The sequence below is a fragment of the Novipirellula sp. genome (genome assembly GCF_041583735.1).
Classification (GTDB): Bacteria; Planctomycetota; Planctomycetia; order Pirellulales; family Pirellulaceae; genus Novipirellula.
In genome coordinates, this window is sequence record NZ_JBFHFD010000742.1 from 1 (window position 1) to 3,976 (window position 3,976).

A 3,976-nucleotide genomic window follows, 5' to 3' on the forward strand; every position below is an offset into this window, starting at 1 on the left:
GTTATTTGGCGATCGCGCCTTGGCAGCCCGATCCGGCACCGGCGGTGCAGCCGAAACAATGTTGGCCGACGATGATCTGGCGTTTGGAAAGTGCGTCGTAGTTAAAGTCTTGGATGTGAGTCGGGTTGCCGTGGTCGACTTGCAAATCCAACATTTGATTGAAATCACAATCGAACAGCCGACCATCCCAGCCGACCGAAAGTGTGTTGCGGCACATCAAGCCGTCGATCGAGGCGGGGTTGTAGGCGTCGACAAGCTTCTGCATGTAGGTGTCAAACTCGTTCGTTTGCACCAAGTATTCCAAATAGCGGCTGACGGGCATGTTGGTAATCGTGAACAAACGGTTGAACTGAATTCCAAAGCGAGCGTCGAGCTCTTTTCGATAGGCACACTCGAGCGATTGTTGGTTTGGCGGCAACGAGGCGCCGACCGGGTTGTAGACCAGCGTCAATATCAACCCGCTGCCGGGGTGACCGTAGCCAAGATCGTTGAGTCGTTTTAGGGCTTGGACCGACTTCGAGAACGCGCCGTCCCCACGCTGCGCATCGGTGTTTTCTTCCAAATAGCAAGGCAGCGAGGCGACGATTTCGACTTGGTTTTCAGCCAAAAACTCGGGCATCTCGGTAAACCCTTTGGCCAACAGGATGGTCAAGTTACAGCGATCGATCACATGCCGTCCGAGCGATCTTGCTTGGCGAACAAAGTGCTTAAAGTTTGGATTCATCTCCGGCGCGCCTCCGGTCAAATCGAGCGTTCCGATTTGAGGATGATCCCGCAAGACGCCGATACACGCATCGACGGTTTCTCGCGTCATGTTTTCTCGGCGATCGGGACCTGCGTCGACGTGGCAATGGCTGCAGGTCATGTTGCAAAGTTTGCCGATATTGACTTGCAAGATTTCGATACGATCGCTGGCGAGCCGCTCGACTCCTGATTCGCTTAGCTTCGCCGCGAACTTTTCGGTACCACGCGGCGGCATCAGCACAACCAATTGCTCGGTCGGGTTGGCCAGCGGGTTACCACGATGTTGCAGCGATGTTTTGGGTTGCGACATGAGCGATCAACAAACTCTTTAATGCGACGAGAAATAATTAGGGTGGCAGCCGCGCCGGAAAACGCTCTCCACTTCTGCTTTGTGACAACGACGCCGTGGCGAGTCTTTCCTTACATCCAAGATTCGAAAAACACCGAATTCGTTGTCGGAGAGCAAAAACGGTCGCTCATTTATCTTTCCAACGAACTTTTTGTAAGGAGTCGGCGGTCACGGCGTCCCCCCAGCTAACGGAATCATCTTTGGTTCATTGTCGCTGATCGATCTGCGATCGGTGTGCAGGGTACAACTATCAAAATAGGCTAAAAGCATGTCGACGAACAGCGAACTTATCAACCAACCCACTTCTACCAAAAGCGAATCATCGATGTCTTCGAAACTGATTCAACTGCAACCTCACGACGAGTATAACCAGTCGCTCGAAGCCAACGTTCATCCGCCTGATTGGGTCAATCCGGAACCGAGCGGCGAGTACCACTTGGTGGTCGTCGGCGCAGGAACCGCGGGACTGGTGACCGCGGCGGGCGCAGCGGGATTGGGGGCTCGCGTTGCCTTGATCGAGCGTGAGTTGATGGGGGGGGACTGTTTGAACGTGGGCTGCGTGCCCTCGAAAGGCGTGATCCGTGCGGCGCGAGTGGCTGCATCGGTTCGTGATGCCGAACCCTACGGCGTACATGTTCCACAGGGCGTCGAGGTTGATTTCGGAAAAGCGATGCAGCGGATGCGGCGATTGCGGTCCAAGATCAGCCCCAATGATTCGGCCGAGCGATTTTCAAAGCTGGGGATCGATGTCTTTTTCGGAAAAGGGTCGTTCGTCAACGACCACACGCTCAGCGTGACCCGCGAAGATGGTTCCGTCAGCGAGTTGAAGTTCAAGAAAGCGGTGATCGCTTCGGGAGCTCGTGCGTCGGCGCCGCCGATCCCAGGACTCGACACGGTTTCGTATCTGACGAACGAAAATTTGTTTTCGCTGACGGAATTACCCAAACGCTTTGGCATTGTCGGCAGTGGACCGATCGGCAGCGAGATGGCTCAAACGTTCGCTCGCTTGGGCAGCGAGGTGTTTTTGTTTGAACGCGGACGTCATCTGCTTCCTCGCGAGGATTCCGATGCGGCCGCGATCGTGCAAAAACACTTTGAACAGGATGGTGTCAATGTGTTGTTGGACGCGGTGGACATGAAGGTCAGTGCCGAAGCGGATTCTCGCATTCGCGTTCATGTGACGCAAAAGGGCGAAGCCAAGGAGGTGGTCGTCGATCAATTGCTGGTCGCTGTGGGACGTGCGCCGAACACCGAAGGGCTGAATCTCGAAGCGGTCGGTGTCAAATATGACGAAACGGGAGTTGAGGTGAACGACCACTTACAAACGACTCACCCCCGAATCTACGCCGCAGGCGACATCTGCTCGAAATACAAGTTCACGCACGCGGCGGATTTCCAGGCCCGGATCGTGATACAGAACGCGTTGTTCGCCGTCGGACCGTTTGGAAAAAAGAAAGCGAGTGACTTGGTCATTCCCTGGGCCACTTACACGTCGCCCGAGGTGGCACATGTCGGCATGTATGAAAAGGACGCGGTCGAGGCGGGGATCGAAATTGATACGTATATCCAGCCGTTCCGCGACGTCGACCGCGCCATCTTGGAGGGTCAGGACGACGGGTTTGTGAAAGTGCTGACAAAGAAAGGAACGGACCAGATCGTCGGCGCGACAATCGTCGCGGAGAACGCGGGAGACATGATTTCTGAAATCACGCTGGCGATGACCGCAGGTATCGGATTGGGAAAAATAGGTGCCGCAATTCACCCGTATCCGACGCAGGCCGAGGCGATCCGAAAACTAGGGGACCAATTCAGCCGTACACGGTTGACTGCACTGAGTAAAACGATGCTCAACGTGCTGCGGCGACTGAACGTTGGCAAGTAGATTGATCTCGTGACCTCCACCCGCCGAGATGGAGTTGCGGTTGGGCGGCGACGCGGTGGCAACAATTTTTGCATTTTTCTTATTCTCGATGCTTAATTGATCACCACTGCTTACATCCGAGTGGATATACTTCAATGCGATCCGGAACCAACGCAATCGCGAGCGAACCGGGCGGATAGCAGGATGGAAGCGACACAAGTTTGAAGTTTCGTTTGCTTCGCAAGCCCTCGGCTGCCCGCAAAGAAGGGTCACGAACGAGGGGACACGTTTTCCTCGTCCCTGATTTTCGAAATCGCGTCAACGACGGTCCAAGTTACGGATCCACGGCGTCATCATGCCGCCGTGCGGTCGTCCCCCCGCGAAGTCGCCTTTGCCGTCAGATAACGACAGCAAACCGTGCCTCAGGGATCAAGCAAGACCGTGGTGAGGTGGGAAGTGAGATCGGATGTGCGGCGGTGACACAGGCAAATGGAAGCATGATCGACAAACGTCCGTTTGCTCAGATCGATTTGAAGCACAACACCGCAGTAGGGGCGTTCCGAGGAAGCAATAACGTGTCGTCAAACCGATCGTTTATTTAGCTTCCACAAACTCAATAAAATGGCACATCGATTGCACTAATTGATAAGCAAAATGTCATGAGGGGGGGATGAGCTGATGTCTACCAACTACTTGCGAGCGGTCGAATTTATTGGCGGACCTATCGACGGGCACATCGATGGGGTTGCGGTACCGATGAAACCTTTTGTTGCCATCAAAACGGTTCCTCCCGAGCATCCGGTCAGTTCGCTGACGATGTTATGGCGCTTGCTGCGATTACCGGAACATCGTCCCCCTGCGGTTTTGGCCATCTACGAGATGCAGACCCGGGAGTCCGGGCCTGGCTATTACTACTTGCGTTCGGTGGTTGCCAGCGACTGTGATCTGAACCCCATCATTGTTGACGCGATGATCCAGCGATCCGATCTGACGCTCGGTCCGCTGACGTTGACCGATCTAAA

At 54.8% G+C, this 3,976-nt stretch carries 3 protein-coding genes; 2 read left to right on the plus strand and 1 reads right to left on the minus strand.

Annotated elements, in window-relative coordinates:
- Position 1 precedes the first annotated feature (1 nt).
- A complete protein-coding gene (arsS, locus tag ABX962_RS31960; protein WP_372725693.1) occupies positions 2 to 1,054 on the minus strand; it encodes an arsenosugar biosynthesis radical SAM (seleno)protein ArsS in 1,053 nt (350 codons plus the stop codon).
- Positions 1,055 to 1,418: 364 nt separating this feature from the next.
- Between arsS and ABX962_RS31965 the strand changes: the two genes are divergently transcribed.
- Together ABX962_RS31965 and ABX962_RS31970 are read left to right on the plus strand one after the other, a co-directional pair.
- Positions 1,419 to 2,975: a mercuric reductase gene (locus tag ABX962_RS31965; protein WP_372725695.1), complete on the plus strand. Its 1,557-nt coding sequence runs from the start codon at positions 1,419 to 1,421 to the stop codon at positions 2,973 to 2,975.
- Positions 2,976 to 3,632: 657 nt separating this feature from the next.
- On the plus strand, positions 3,633 to 3,976 hold a 344-nt coding region (locus tag ABX962_RS31970), incomplete at its 3' end, for a hypothetical protein (RefSeq protein WP_372725697.1).

Excerpts from the sequence above, each read along its gene's own strand:
- arsS (WP_372725693.1), bottom strand. The coding sequence starts at position 1,054 with ATGTCGCAACCCAAAACATCGCTGCAACATCGTGGTAACCCGCTGGCC.
- ABX962_RS31965 (WP_372725695.1), top strand. The coding sequence starts at position 1,419 with ATGTCTTCGAAACTGATTCAACTGCAACCTCACGACGAGTATAACCAG.